12 protein-coding genes and 1 pseudogene are annotated in these 13,517 nt (G+C 66.6%); 3 read left to right on the top strand and 10 right to left on the bottom strand.

The window, feature by feature from the left end:
• Positions 1-44: 44 nt before the first annotated feature.
• Positions 45-899, top strand: a complete 855-nt coding sequence (locus DA06_RS02560; RefSeq protein ID WP_418606811.1) for a CPBP family intramembrane glutamic endopeptidase — start codon at positions 45-47, stop codon at positions 897-899.
• A 333-nt stretch (positions 900-1,232) separates the two neighbouring features.
• Here the strand turns inward: DA06_RS02560 and DA06_RS02555 are convergent, their stop codons facing one another.
• From DA06_RS02555 to DA06_RS02545, 3 genes are read right to left on the bottom strand one after another with little or no spacing between them, the layout of a single operon-like run.
• On the bottom strand, positions 1,233-1,994 hold the full coding sequence (locus tag DA06_RS02555) for a hypothetical protein (RefSeq protein ID WP_418606810.1): 762 nt from the start codon (positions 1,992-1,994) through the stop codon (positions 1,233-1,235).
• Positions 1,972-2,721 (bottom strand): hypothetical protein, encoded by a 750-nt coding sequence (locus DA06_RS02550; protein ID WP_418606809.1) that lies wholly within the window; start codon positions 2,719-2,721, stop codon positions 1,972-1,974. The genes DA06_RS02555 and DA06_RS02550 overlap by 23 nt, the downstream gene beginning before the upstream one ends.
• A 41-nt stretch (positions 2,722-2,762) precedes the next feature.
• A complete protein-coding gene (locus tag DA06_RS02545) occupies positions 2,763-3,437 on the bottom strand; it encodes a nucleoside/nucleotide kinase family protein (RefSeq protein ID WP_418606808.1) in 675 nt (224 codons plus the stop codon).
• Positions 3,438-3,625: 188 nt separating this feature from the next.
• Between DA06_RS02545 and DA06_RS02540 the strand changes: the two genes are divergently transcribed.
• Both DA06_RS02540 and DA06_RS02535 read left to right on the top strand, forming a co-directional pair.
• A complete protein-coding gene (locus DA06_RS02540) occupies positions 3,626-4,354 on the top strand; it encodes an SDR family oxidoreductase (RefSeq protein ID WP_043497050.1) in 729 nt (242 codons plus the stop codon).
• A 24-nt stretch (positions 4,355-4,378) separates the two neighbouring features.
• The gene (locus tag DA06_RS02535) at positions 4,379-5,455 is read left to right on the top strand and encodes a LacI family DNA-binding transcriptional regulator (RefSeq protein WP_052436280.1); all 1,077 of its coding nucleotides are present in this window, start codon (positions 4,379-4,381) and stop codon (positions 5,453-5,455) included.
• Between the two features lie 103 nt (positions 5,456-5,558).
• Here the strand turns inward: DA06_RS02535 and DA06_RS02530 are convergent, their stop codons facing one another.
• The 7 genes and pseudogenes from DA06_RS02530 to DA06_RS02500 form a co-directional block, all read right to left on the bottom strand.
• Positions 5,559-6,785 (bottom strand): AGE family epimerase/isomerase, encoded by a 1,227-nt coding sequence (locus DA06_RS02530; RefSeq protein ID WP_043497059.1) that lies wholly within the window; start codon positions 6,783-6,785, stop codon positions 5,559-5,561.
• A gap of 119 nt (positions 6,786-6,904) precedes the next feature.
• Complete coding sequence (locus tag DA06_RS02525; protein ID WP_043497049.1) at positions 6,905-7,798, bottom strand: tagatose-bisphosphate aldolase; 894 nt, start codon at positions 7,796-7,798, stop codon at positions 6,905-6,907.
• A gap of 96 nt (positions 7,799-7,894) precedes the next feature.
• Positions 7,895-9,259 (bottom strand): FGGY family carbohydrate kinase, encoded by a 1,365-nt coding sequence (locus tag DA06_RS02520; RefSeq protein ID WP_043497046.1) that lies wholly within the window; start codon positions 9,257-9,259, stop codon positions 7,895-7,897.
• Positions 9,260-9,371: 112 nt separating this feature from the next.
• A complete protein-coding gene (locus tag DA06_RS02515) occupies positions 9,372-10,190 on the bottom strand; it encodes an ABC transporter substrate-binding protein (protein WP_418606807.1) in 819 nt (272 codons plus the stop codon).
• Positions 10,148-11,461: an ABC transporter permease gene (locus tag DA06_RS02510; protein ID WP_418606806.1), complete on the bottom strand. Its 1,314-nt coding sequence runs from the start codon at positions 11,459-11,461 to the stop codon at positions 10,148-10,150. Before DA06_RS02510 ends, DA06_RS02515 begins: the two co-directional genes overlap by 43 nt.
• A pseudogene (locus DA06_RS02505) lies at positions 11,458-12,226 on the bottom strand (ATP-binding cassette domain-containing protein). The gene DA06_RS02510 and the pseudogene DA06_RS02505 overlap by 4 nt, the downstream one beginning before the upstream one ends.
• A gap of 161 nt (positions 12,227-12,387) precedes the next feature.
• Positions 12,388-13,371 (bottom strand): LacI family DNA-binding transcriptional regulator, encoded by a 984-nt coding sequence (locus tag DA06_RS02500; RefSeq protein ID WP_052436278.1) that lies wholly within the window; start codon positions 13,369-13,371, stop codon positions 12,388-12,390.
• Positions 13,372-13,517: the final 146 nt, after the last annotated feature.

The raw sequence follows: 13,517 nt of genomic DNA, 5'->3' as shown, positions 1-13,517 counted from the left end.
CGCCCGGTCGCGACCGGCACCCGCCGCTGAGGGAGACTGTGCCGGTGGACGACAGGACCAGACCCCTCGCCGCCGACGCCGTGGTCGCCGAGGCAGCGGCCGGCAGCACCGTCACCGACCGTCCGGCGGCCCGCGCCGTAGGCCCGGCCCGGCGCCGGCTGCGCGCCGAGGTGCTCATCGTCCTGGGGCTCTCGCTGGGCCAGTCGGCGGTCTACGCCATCGTCAACATCCTCGCCCGCCTCACGCTCGAGACGCCCCTGGGTGAGCAGAGCACCGCGATGAACCCCTCGCGGTCGCCCCGCCCGTACCTGGACCTGACGTACCAGCTGCTCTCGATCGGCTTCGCGCTGATGCCGGTCGCGCTCGCCCTGTACCTGCTGTCCGAACCGGGCCGGCGCGCGACGGCCCGCATCGGGCTGGACGGGCGACGGCCCTGGCGCGACCTCGGCGCCGGCGTCGGCCTCGCCGCGCTCATCGGGATCCCGGGGCTGGGCCTGTACCTCGCCGGGCGGACCCTGGGCATCACGGTCGAGGTGCACGCCTCCACGCTCAACGACCACTGGTGGACCGTCCCGGTGCTCATCCTCGCGGCGCTGCAGAACTCGCTGCTCGAGGAGGTCATCGTCGCCGGGTACCTCATCGAGCGGCTCGAGCAGCTGGGCTGGCGGCCGGCCGCGGTCCTCGCCACCAGCGCCGTCGTCCGCGGCGGCTACCACCTCTACCAGGGGTTCGGCCCGTTCGTCGGCAACGTGGTCATGGGCTTGATCTTCGGCGAGTACTACCGGAGACGACGGCGGACCATGCCGCTGGTGGTCGCCCACACCCTCATCGATGTGGTCGCCTTTGTCGGCTACGCACTCCTTCCGGCCAGCGTGCTCGCCGCGCTGGGCCTTGCATGAGGAGCACCTCAGAGCGACGAAGCGACGCTAGCCCCGGGCACCAGTGCGCGCAGCTCAACGCGGTCGCCAGCGAAGCGTCGTGGGTACGCCCCTCCGGCAGAGCTTTCTCGGCCTCCTCTCCGCCCGATCCACGACCGAGGATCGAAGAACGCACGAGATATTCGCAGGGGCACCCCGCAACTCGACATCCCCGCGCCGGCGGCGTCGGGTGCGGCAGGAAGACGGCGCTCCAGGCGTGGACGTTCAGCCCGCTGAGAGAGCTGACACGCCTTCCCATCTCCTGCGCCCGTCTGGTGGCCATCCGTGTCCGTCAGCGACACTGCTTGAACCGGGTCAGCCGCCAACCTTCATAGCGGCGACCATCGCCCCGCGGGCGCCGAGCTCATCCAGGCTGCGCCGTGCGGCCGCAAACTGTTCCCGCAACGTGCCGTTGCCGTTCAGGTCACCAAACACAGGCTCGTAGTCGAGGAACGCGCCCGGCGTGGATGCCTCTGCGACGACAGCGGCATTGAGGTCAGCGGAACGCTTGTCCACCAGGACCGGTCCGTGGTGCGCGCTCCTCGTGCGCTCGATGAAGCGGCTCCACGCCGCTACTACCAGGATCGCGCGCGAGACATTCCCGCCTGCGCTCAGCCGGTCGCGGATGACTGGCAGGAGGAACTTGGGGATACGGTCGGAGGCGTCGACGACCTGCCGGACCAGCGTGTCTTTGATCGCCTCGCTTCTGAATCTTCTCATCAGTTCGGCGCAGTACTCGTCGAGATCAACTCCAGGTACAGGCCTGAGCGTCGGCTTAGCCTCCTCGTGCATGTATCCGAGAAGGAACTCAGCGAAGAGCGGGTCACGGCAGACCTCGTGCACGTAGGTCGCTCCATCAAGGAGCCCGAGGTAGCTCATGACCTGGTGAGAGGCGTTGAGCAGGCGCAGCTTCATCAGTTCGTAGGGCTCGACGTCATCGACGAGCTGAACCCCCGCGCGAGTGAAGTCGGGGCGGCCCGCGGGGAAAGTGTCCTCGAGCACCCACTGTTCGAACGCTTCGGAGACTACGGGCCAGCGGTCCTCTATCCCGAACTCACGAGTGATCTGCTGACGCATCTCCGCAGTCGTAACCGGCGTGATCCGGTCGACCATGGAGTTGGGGGAAACTCACTTCTTGCGCGATCCACCGGGCGAGCGTCGGATCCACTCGTTCAGCGAAGGACAGCAGGGCCTTCTTCGCGTGGGCGCCGTTGCTCTGGATGTTGTCGCACGACAAGACGGTGAACGGCACCTGTCCCGCGTCGCGCCGGGCACGCAGCCCCGCGAACAGGAAGCCGAGGGCGCTGCGCGGAACCGCTCCCAAGGGCAGCCGCACCAAGTCCGCGACGGTGGCCTCGTCCTGCGGGTCGAACGCTCCGGTTGCGTCGTTGATGCCGTACCCACCCTCGGTGATCGTGAGGGAGACGATTCGGACGGAGGGATCGGCGAGGCGGTCCAAGACCGCCTCTGCCTCGTCCGGGGCGTAGAGGTACTCGACGATGGAGCCGATGATTCGGGCCGACGTTGAGCCGTCTGGCGCCGTGGTCCGCAAGGTGTACATCATGTCCTGGGCGGTCAACGCGTCTCGCATCGCACGGTCGGTGGGCAACGTGCCCACCCCGACAATTCCCCACTGACACTCGCCCGTGGCAAGCACGCGGTCGATGTACATCGCCTGGTGGGCGCGGTGGAAGCCGCCCACTCCGATGTGCAGGATGCCGGGCCGGACGGCTGCGCGGTCGTATCGCGGTCTCTGCACGTCCGGGTCGACGTGCTTCAGGGTGCGCGCGTTGAGCTGGGTCATTGCTTGTTCCTCCAATCCCGCACGTCGCTCGACGCCGCGGGTCATCCCAATGCCGTCGTTACATGCACGATTAAGTCGGCGCGGTCGCGCGACGGTTCGACTGCGGCCGCGTTTCGCTCGTCAACGCCATCGACCCATGTCACCGAGTCAAGCTCGGAGTGGCCGTACGAGATCCGCCGGTTGATGAGGCGTTCGCGTCGGACGTCAGGGGCGACGTCGATGAACCATGCCTCGTCGAGGTACTGCCGTACGGCTCCCCATCCGTGGTCGTCGTTAAGGAGGTAGTTGCCCTCGGTGATGACGAGCGGCACGTCGGGGAACACCGGTACAGCGCTGCCGATCGACTCCTCGAGGGCCCGGTCGAAGTACGGCGCGTAGACGACGCCGTCTCCCTGGTCAGACAGGCGGGACAGCAGAGCGACGTACCCGTCGACGTCGAAGGTGTCCGGTGCGCCTTTGCGGTGCGCTCGCCCGAGGCGCCGCAACTCCATGTTGGCGTAGTGGAACCCGTCCATGCCGATCAGCACAGCGGTGTCACCGAGGGCGGCGGCCAGCGCGGCACTGACTGTGGTCTTGCCGGCCCCTGGGGTGCCCGTCACACCGAGGATCCGGCGCGAGCCTGCAGCGACAAGGTCCTGACATCGGGCCACCAAGTCGTCCATGGACGCAACCGTGGCGGTGCGTCCGACAGCCGACGCGCGGTCGTGCTCGTTCACCGTCATCCCTCCTGGTCGTCATCGACGTCTCCGGTCACCCGCGGGGTCACCACCCAATCGAAGAAGTATTGCATGTCACCGGTGACATCCGCGCACATGTCACGGGTGTCATTCGCGAGAACTCGGGATAGTGTGACCGCACGGTGGCTGCTACGGCAGCCGCGCCCAACGGTGATTGGAAGAGACCTATGACCGATTTCAACGGCCGCACGATCCTCGTGACGGGGGCAAGCGGCGGCATCGGCGGCGCGACAGTACGCCAGCTTGTCGGAGCGGGCGCAAACGTACTTGCTGCGGGCCGCAACGTCGCGCAGCTCGAGGCCATCGCGTCCGAGACGGGCGCCGAGCCTCTCCCGTTCGACCTGACCTCAGAAGACAGCGTGCGGGAAGCGGTCGAGGGCCGAGACATCTGGGGTGTGGTGAATTCCGGCGGCTGGGGCGGTGAGATTGCCACGCCGCAGGACACGGACATCACCGTGTTCGACAAGGTCATGAGTATCAACGCCCGAGGGTCTCTCCTCGTGACCAAGTACGCCGCGCGCGAGATGATCCGGCAGGGCCGCGGTGGTGCGATCGTGAACGTGTCCAGCCAGGCGGGGCTTGTCGCCCTTGCTGGCCACATCTCCTATGGCTCCTCGAAGGCCGCCCTGGACAACATCACCCGCGTCTCGGCGCTTGAGCTGGGTCAGTACAACATCAGGGTCAATAGCGTGAACCCAACCGTCGTCATGACTCCGATGTCTGCGTGGTACTGGGGGCGCCCGGAGATCGAGAGGCCTTTCCTGGACCAGATGCCGCTCGGTCGATGGGCCACCGAGGAGGAGATCGCCGGCCCCATCGTGTTCCTGCTCAGTGATGCCGCAAGCATGGTCACGGGTGTCTCGCTGCCCGTCGACGGAGGCTTCACCTCTCGCTGACGAGTCTGTGGGAGAGTGGAAGTGATGGCGACGATGCGTGACGTCGCGGCGCTGGCAGGGGTCAGCGCCAAGACGGTGTCCAGAGTGCTCAACCAAGACCCGCACGTGCGCTCGAGCACCCGTGAGGTGGTTGAGACGGCGATGCGGCAGCTCGACTATGTGCCGAACACCCTCGCAACCACCTTCCGGTCGGGCAGGTCACCCGTCATCGGGGTGGCCGTGCCCGACATCGTCGATCCCTTCTTCGCCGCGATCGTTCGCGCGGTCGAGCGGATTGCGCTCGCGCGTGACATGTCGACCCTTGTCACCACGTTGGGCGACGATCCCACACGGGAGCGTTCAGTCCTGGAGTCCCTGCTGCGCCGGCAGCTCGGAGGCCTCATCGTGGCCCCGATCGGTACGGACTACAGCTACCTGAAGCCGTGGGGCTCGCGGACCCCCTTGGTTTTCGTGGACCGATCGCCCGGACGACTGCCGTTCGACTCCTTCGTGGAAGACGACTACCGGGGAGCGTTTGACGGAGCGAACCACCTGCTTCACCACGGGCATCGCCGCGTGGCATTCCTTGGTGACAGCCCAACTTTGACAACCACGTCAGCACGGTTCGCAGGCTATGCGGCCGCACTCTCCGAGGCGGGGATTCCGGCTGACGAGGCGCTTTACGCCTTTGGCGCCGACTCCAGAGGCGGAGCCGAGGAAGCCCTGGAGCGGCTGCTCGGCCTGCCGGAGCCACCGACGGCGGTTTTCTCATCCAATGCGCGTTGCACCATCTCGGTGCTTCCATGTCTGCCCCGGACTCGCCTGGCGCTCGTCGGGTTCGGTGATTTCCCCCTCGCCGACCTGGTGTGCCCGCCGATCACCGTCGTCGCACAGGATCCTGAACAGCTGGGCACGCTCGCCGCCGGGCGGGTTTTCGATCGTCTTGGTCACCCACACCGCCGATTCCGGCGTCGAACCGTGCTGCCGGTACACCTCATTGAGCGGCTCTCGTGCGTCGGATCAGCCGAGCCAGAGACGCTGGAGTCCGAGCCTGCAGCCACAAGCCCTTCCGACTTCCGAACCTCCAGCACGACGGCGTTCGAACGCAAGGCAGCCGGGTAGCAGCTGCGGACGGATCGTTCCGGTGCCTGCACTCATTCTTGCCATCGGTGAGAACCGGCCTCGGCTCCGCAACTGACCCACGAAGCGGTTCCACCGGCCGTGTTCAGTCGGTGCGGGCAGCGAGAGCAGAGGCGAAAGATGGCGTCGTGGGAATCGTCGGCAGCAGTGCGGCCTGGTAGGCGTGGTAGATGTCCGGCTTGCCCTGCCAGGTGCTGCCGGCCGGAGTGTTGGACGCGTCCAGTTCGTGGTGCCAGGACCCACGTTCGCGGTCCACCATGTGTCTGTCGGCATAGACCCACCAGCGAGCGACATCTTCGGCATAGCGCTGGTCTCCGGTGACGCGGTGCAGAACCGTCGCAGTACTTACCGCTTCCGTGAGAACCCAGTGCATGCGGGCTCGAACGACAGGCCGGCCCGACCAGTCGGTTGTGTAGATGAAGCCTTCTGATCCGTCGGTCGCCCAGCCGTCGGCGACCGCACGGTCGTAAAGCGAGACGGCGGCCGCCACGAGCCCCGGCGGAGCCGCGTCGCCTAGCGTGGCGTCAGTTGCCACAAGGAGCCTTGCCCATTCGAGTCCATGACCGACGGTGGCGCCGTAGGGCCGGAAGGGGTCTGCCGGCTTGTCCTTGTGATGCTCGAGCATCGGAGCCCAGTCGGCGTCGAAGTGCTCGGGGATCCGCCATGCGTTGCCGGCTGCCCATGCGGCTACCTTCGCGGCGATCCGTCCAGCTCGGTGGTGCCAGGTGCGCTCGCCTGTCACGTCGCCCGCTGCCAGGTAGGCCTCCACCGTGTGCATGTTCGAGTTGACGCCACGATATGGGTCAAGCGCGTTCCACGTACGGTCCCACTCCTCTACGACTAGTCCGGCCGCCTCGTCCCAGAAGTACCGGTCCTGGACGTCGAGCGCCTCGGTGAGCAGCTCCGTGGCCGCCTCGATACCTGCTGCGCGCGCGGAACTCGCGGCGAGCACGACGAATGCGTGCCCGTATGCCTGCTTGGTGGGGGAGACCGCTCCGTCGTCCACGGCGGCGTACCAGCCACGGTACTCGCCATCGTGGAGGGGGCCGAGCAGTGCACGGATCCCATGCGTGGTCAGTTCACGCAAGCTCTCCCGGTCCGGACCGCCGGCACTAGGTTGTTCGTCGGCCAGCAACCCGAGGCTGAACACGTGGGTCATCCGGCAGGTGATGTAGAGCTCGACCGGTTTGGTCCGGACTAGTCTGCCGCTCTCATCCAGATAGCCGAACCCGAGGTCATGGCGCGATCCCGCGCCGAACCGCAGGAGGTCGGCGCGCTGGCCTGCTAGGTAGTCGAGACTTCCGGGCTTCATCAGGGTCCTGTCCGTGTGAGTCCTTGCGAGGGAAGGTCTGTCTGTGGTCCGCGCCCGCGTGCTCAACTGCCCAGCGAAGTCGGCGGTGCGCGCCGCGCGCACCGCCGACTCCTGAGACGTCAGACGGTTCGGCCCCCATCGATCGCTGCCGCGAGCTCGCGCAGCCGGGGCAACGCTCGATCGGTGAGAAGCTCGCTGCGTTCTTCACTGGTCATCGCGAGACTGTCCTTCCAGAGCGACCTACCTGCCATAGCACCGCTGGCGCCGTTCGCGACCGCGGTGGCTACCTGCTCGATGAAGGTCGAGTGGTCGACGCCGGCGGACAGCACCGCCCACGGCACACCCTCGGCCGCCTCAGTCACAGCGGCGCACGCCTCCGCGGAGCCCGGGTAGGGAAGCTTGAGCACCTTCGCGCCACATTCGACCGACACTGCTGCCGCGTCCGCGACAAGAGATGGGAATACCCTCTCGTACTCTTCGGGAGTTTCGTCCTCGAGACGGTACGTCAGGATCTCGACGATCAGAAGGAGGCCCTCGTCGGCACAGTCCCGGACGAGCTGACGGATCTCCTGCGCCACGCGGGAGTTCGTGTCCTGACGATCCGGCCGCATGTAGAACAGCATCTTGGCCACGTCGCCACCCAACTCACGCACCGTCCGGGGGGTTACGCCCTCGACGAACTTCGTGTAGCGCAATCCGTCGACAGTGACGTATCCAGAAGCGTCCATGCCGACCACAAGTGCGGTGTCGCGGCTGAGGGTCCCATCGTCAACCAGGCGGGGAAGCGCCACCTCGGGATCCAGGAGAATCGCGGGAGCATGGTTACCGAGGTACCGGACCAGGTCACCCTTCGCTTCCGCGAGCTCATCCTTGCTGATTGTCGCCGGGCCACCGGGCGCGTTCATGACGGCCTTCATTCCGTTTCGCTGGTCGGCCGCCACGATCAGCATGTTGCCGGCTGACGTGCAGATCGCGGCCATACCGCGGCGCTCGAGAGTGTTGAGCTCGTTCACTCTGTATCTTCTCCTTCTCGTGGTGCTCTGAGGGGGGCACGGCGCAGTTCTGCGCGTGCTGTCCGCCTAGGGACGTCCCCGGGCGTCAGATCGTGATCAGTTCGTGGTCTCTGCGGCGTCGGTAAGGGTAAGAAGCCGGGCCGCGAAGAGGGCCGCCCCGTACGCGGTGTCCTGGCTGCGATGGGAGACCGCCACCGCAGGAAGCACGCCGGAGCGCATCTTGAGCACGGACTCCATGCCAGCCCACCCCCCGGTGAGCAGCGTGGACCGGGCGGGCGGAAGTTCCCGATCCATCACCTCGATAAGCCGGTCAATCTCGTCGTTGCCGTGCTGAAGGACGGCGCGAAACGCCTCCGCGGGAGTGACACCGTCTGCGCGAATGGTCAGCGAGAGCACTCCGTCGTCGTTGCGCGCGCCGCGGACCTCGATCCCGCCGTGAGCGACGGCGGATGTCTCGAGCGCGTTAACCTGGGCGTCCAGCCGCGCACGCCCGGCTGCGTCCGTGATCCCGAACAGCTGAAGGGCTCGCCGCATCAAGAGTCCAGTCTTGACACCGGCCACGAGGACGTACTGGCCGGGCACGACGTGGCGGACGCAGTTGATCAGTGCGTCGCCGAGCCGGCGGCGGGCGTCGAAGGATAATGGTGTCTCGACCACCCGTAGCAGGACCTCAGCCGTTCCCATGGAGACGTGGTACCGGTCGCCTGGGATCGCGCCCCCTGATACTGCGGAGACGAGGTGATCGTGACCAGCCACCGTCAGCGCCGAGCCGGCGAAAGCCTCTGGGAGCCACTGGGCCGAGGCGTGGCCGAGTGGTGCACCGGCGTCGACGAGGTCCGGCAGGAACGACTCTGAAACACCAATGTGCTGGAGCATCTGCGTCCACGGCTGCCCGGTCTCTTGGTCGAGAAGCCCCGTCCGGGAGGCGAGTGATGACTCGCAGACCCGCGCCCCGCCGAGGGCCGCAACGATGAACTCGGGCAGGTTGCACCACTGCTTCCGAGCGAGGTCGACTCCCTTGTCGCGCATGTACAGGATCTTCGCCGCTGACACTTGGACGCCCCATGGAAGCCCGGTCCGACCCGCGAACTCCTCGCGGAGCTGCTGCGGCAGGGCCGCCACCTGGTCAGCACCGCGCGGGTCGAACCACGCGTAGGCCGGGCCGGCCGCAACGCCGTGCTGGTCCACGACGAACCCGGTTTCACCCATCCCGGACACGGCGATGGATTCGATCCGGGCTCCTTGGTTTCCCGTAATCTCTGGCAGCAGGCCGGCAACATCGGTGAGCAACTCGCGCACGGTACTCAAGAGGTGATCGGCGTAGAGGTCGGTGGTCCCTTCGGACCCACCCTTCCAAGGGGTGGGTCGCTGGCGTATCGCCAGCTCGGTGCCGTGTTCGTCAGCCACGAGGAGCTTGATGCCCGTGCTCCCGAGGTCCAGCCCGGCGACAAGTCTCGTCACGGTTGCGACTCCCTGCTTCTCAAGTTCGTTGGCCAGGTGTTCCGGCCGTTGTTGACCTCGGTGCGGCAGCCCCGTCGGCGGGCGGCGGGGCTGCCGCGGTGGTGCGACTTGGTCAGCACTCCGACGCGTAAAGCGCTGCCTGACCTTCCTCGCTCTCGAGGTTCTCCTTGGTCACGATGCTGAAGCCGGTCTGGATCTTGGACTCCGTCGGCTCGCCGTTGGCGGCCGCGACGGCCTGCTGCACACCCTGGTAGCCGATGTCGTACGGCTGCTGAGCGATGATCGCCTGGAGTGTCCCGTCCTGCAGCGCCTCCACCTGGGCGGGGCCGGCATCGAACCCGACAACCTGCACCTCGCCGGTCGCACCGGCCTGCTCGATGCCCGTCGCGGCACCCTCGGCGCTAAAGATGTTCGTCGCGAAGATGGCCTTCAGGTCTGGGTACCGCTGAAGCGTCGAGGTCACGATGTTTGCGGCCTCAGCCGGCTGGTTCTTCGCGTACTGCACACCGACGTACTCGAAGTTCGGGTCCTCGGCGATGGCCTCCTCGAACCCCTTCACGCGGGCATCTGACGTGGAGATGCCGGGCTGGTTGTCGATAACGAGAACTTGACCGCCGTCCGGAACCAGTTCCTTGATGGCCTCGAAGGCGGCGGCGCCGCCGCCCTCGTTGTCGGAGGCGATCTCCGAGACAGCGATCGAGGGATCCTCGATCGTGGTGTCCACGAGGACGATGTCGCTATTCTGAGCCGCCTCCTCGAGGGGCCGCTGCAGCGCGCTGACGTCGTTCGGAGCGATGAGGATTGCGTCCGGCTGGTTCGCGGAGACTGAGGACAGAATCGGCTGCTGCAGGGCCGGATCCCACTTCTGGGGACCCTGGACGCTGACGTCTACGCCGAGCTCCTCGGCGGCGGCTCGGACGCCGCACTCCATGGAGATGTAGAAGTTGTCGCCGATGACGCCCTGGATGAACGCGACGCTGAGCTCACCTCCGTCCGTGCCGCCGGCCGCGCCGGTCGAAGAGTCGGAGGGTGCTCCGGTCGAGCAGGCGGCAACGCTGCCGACCATGAGCATGGCGGTTCCAAGCAGCAGTGCTCGATTACGTCGCATGTCAGATTTCCTTTCGGTTGCGGGGGGGCGATGCGGGAGATGAGAGAGACTTTCTTCTGGCCGCGAGAAGCGGCGGCACGGCGAACCTGATCGAAGTAGACCGCCGTGACAAGGAAGGCGCCCACGACGACCTGCTGCCAGTACGGTTCGACCCCGAGAATCACGAAGCCGTTGCGCAGGGTCGCCGGGATGAGAAGGCCGATGACGGTGCCGAAGACGGTGCCGACGCCGCCGAACAGGCTGGTTCCGCCGATGACGACGCCCGCAATGACATCGAGGTTGGTAAGGCTGTGGCCGGCGATCGTTGTCGAGCGGAAGAAGGTCAGGTTCAACAGGCCCGCAAGGCCGGCGAGCAGGCCTGCGAACGCGTAGACCTTGATCAGTTGACGGTCTACGTTGATGCCGACGCGTCGGCAGGCCTCGGCGTTGGACCCGACCGCGGCGGTGTGAAGGCCGAAGCGCGTGCGGTGAAGCATGACGATGCCGAGCACCACCACCACCGCCGCGATGATGACCAGGAACGGGATGCCCGCCAGGCGGCCGAAGCCGATGGTGTCCACGAGGACGTCCGGTGCGGCGCGGAGGTCGATGCCGCCGGTGAGCACCTGGGAGAGCCCAAGTGCTGCTCCGAAGGTTCCCAGGGTGACGATCATCGGGGGCACCTTCGCCTTGGCGACGAGGAATCCGTTGAGCAGTCCCCATCCCAGGCCGGACGCCAGGGCGACCGCGATCCCCATGACGGCAACTCCCCAGCCCTGCCCGTCGCCGAGCCGCTCCATCACCATGGACGAGACGACGCCGCTGAACACCAGCACCGAGCCCATCGACAGGTCGATCCCGCCGGTGATGATGATGAATGTCGTACCGACGCCAAGCACTGCGAGGATCGAGACGCTGATCGCGATGTTCCGGAAGTTCACCGGGTCAAGGAATGCCTCTGGGCTCAGGGCGCTGAAGATGATGATTATCGCGAGCCACACGAGGACGATCTGCATCGCCTGGGCGCGGACGCCGTCGCGCACGCGTTCGGCGATGGATTTCCGGGCGTTGACCCCGGCCATCGGTGCAGCCGGCTGCTGCGTCTGCACGCTCATGCCGCTTCCTTTCCATCCAGCGCGCCGGTCATGGCACCGACGAGTTCCTCGACGTTGGTCTGTTTCGCCTCGTAGACGGCGACGCGCTTCCCTTGTCGCAGCACGTGTACCCGGTCGGAGACCTCAAGCACGTGAGGCATCGAATGGCTGATGAGCACCACGCCGATCCCGGTGTCACGGATGCGTCGGACGAGATCGAGAACGCCCTTCGTCTGCACGACGCCGAGCGCGGCGGTGGGTTCGTCAAGGAAGATGACCTTGCTCGCCCAAGCAGCGGCCCGGGCGACGGCGATCGCCTGGCGCTGGCCGCCTGACATTCCTCCTACGGGGCCGCTGAAGTTGCGGACAGTGGCACCGAGGCTGGAAAAAGCCTCGGCGCCGTGGGAACGCATCTCTGACCGTTGCATAAAGCCAAGTCGCCCGAGGAGGCCGGGCTTCATGATCTCGCGGCCCAGGTACATGTTTTGGATGGGGTCGAGGTGGTTTGCCAGTGCAAGGTCCTGGAAGACCGTTTCGATGCCGAGACGGCGGGCGTCGGTGGGATTAGCGAGCGTCAGGGGCTTGCCCTCGAACAGGATCTGGCCCTCGTTCGCGGTGTCGGCACCGGCGAGGATGCGCACGAGCGTGGACTTGCCGGCGCCCGTTGTCCCCGATGAGGGCCGAGACTTCACCGGGGCGGACGTCGAAATCCGCCCCCTGCAATGCCTGGACGGAACCGAAGTTGCGGACGATGCCTCGGGCTTCGTAGACGGGCGTGGAACTCATGCCAGCACCTCGTGTCCGTGGTGCGACCGGCTGCCCACGCCAGCGGTGGTGCACCCCTTCGTTGCGGTGAACATGCTTCCTCCTTTGTCGGGTCGTGCGGCAGGACCACACAGGTCGTCCATGGACGATTCAGGGCGTTAGCTCTCCTGACCCTCGTGCAACTAGCTGTGCTGGCACGGGGGATGACGGGGGGCGTCGGAGAGGGCTTTGTCGCCCGGCTGTAGCCGGGCGAGAAGGGCCTTGGCCGCCATGTCTCCGATTGCCTCGGGTGAGTGATCGATAACGGTGACGGCGGGCGACAGGGTCTCGGCCATCGCGAAGTCGCCGTACGAGACCAGCGCTATATCGGTTCTGCCGAACTGGTGCAGCGCGGGGACCACGCCCAGCGAGAGTCGTGAGTTGGTGGAGAGGATCGCGGTGGGCGGCTCATCGAGTGCCAGAAGAGCTGTGATCGCCCGCATAACGTCGGACGCGTCCGGGCAGTCCGGCCGGATGAGGCGCTCGTCAACCGGCAGGTCCGCGGCGGCCATCGCTGCGCGAAAGCCCTCGTGTCGGTTCCGGGTCGTCTCGATGCCCGGCACGTCGCTCAGCAGTGCGATGCGCTTGTGCCCGTGAGCAATGAGGTGCTCGGTCGCGAGCCGCGCGAGGCCGAAGTCGTCCGCGACGACGGACTGGGCGGCAGGCAGATCTCCGACCCGGTCGACGAAGACAACCGGCACGTCTCGCAGCCGCATTCCTGCGAGGGAGTCCCGGCTCGTCGGTGCGACGATTATGCCCGCGCACCGACGCTGGACCAGGTTTTGAACGGTGTCGCGCTCACGCTGCTGGATGCGGTTGCTCGAGGCGATGAGCACCCGGTATCCGGCGTCCTCGAGTACCGCTTCGACCTTTGCCACCAGCTGCGCGAAGAAGACATCGCCGATGCTGTCAACGACGACACCGACGGTGCGGTCCGTGCCCGCACGCAGCGAACGGGCTGCAGGGTCGGGCAGATAGTCGAGCGACTCTACTGCCTCTAGCACGGCCGCCCGAGTAGTGGCGGCCACGTTGGCGTCGTCATTGATCACCCGCGAGGCCGTCTTGATACTTACGTTCGCGAGCTGCGCGACGTCCTTAAGTGTCGGGCCCCCGTTGTGTGAGCTCATGCTCGACTGCCGAAGGTCGAAGCTGAGACGTCGCCGACAGCGCGCCGCTGGTGGAAGCAGGTGGAACTCATGCTGCGCAACCTCCTCAGCGAGGTGATGTCAACGTTGTCATGCAGGGCAGGGCATGAACTATGACGCGCCTATGA

Origin of the sequence: Georgenia sp. SUBG003 (assembly GCF_000715355.2) — a bacterium.
Taxonomy (GTDB): Bacteria; Actinomycetota; Actinomycetes; order Actinomycetales; family Actinomycetaceae; genus Georgenia.
The sequence above is the reverse complement of the archived record's forward strand: the minus strand, read 5'-3'. Positions and strand labels throughout refer to the sequence as shown.